1 protein-coding gene is annotated in these 269 nt (G+C 55.0%); it reads left to right on the top strand.

Annotated elements, in window-relative coordinates; all coding sequences use genetic code 11:
• On the top strand, positions 1-218 hold a 218-nt coding region (locus O2S87_RS19090; RefSeq protein WP_475410253.1), incomplete at its 5' end, for an IS66 family transposase.
• Positions 219-269: the final 51 nt, after the last annotated feature.

Raw genomic sequence — 269 nt, forward strand, 5'->3', positions numbered from 1 at the left:
CGTTCGTGACTGAGCCAGACGTTGACTCGACGAATAATCGCGCAGAGCGGGCTCTGCGCGAGCAAGTGGTCCTTCGGAAGATGTTTCGGACCCTCCGTTCGGCAGAAGGGGTCCAGATCCACGAGACAATAACAACGATGTTGGCGACGTGGAAACGACGAGGCCTCGATCCACCAGAACAGCTTCAGTCGATCCTCGGTGGGAGAGAACTTCGATAAGAACGAGAGGCATCACTGAGCGGTGTATCTTGGTCTTGCTATCCAACTACT

The organism is Halohasta sp. A2, from assembly GCF_056175805.1.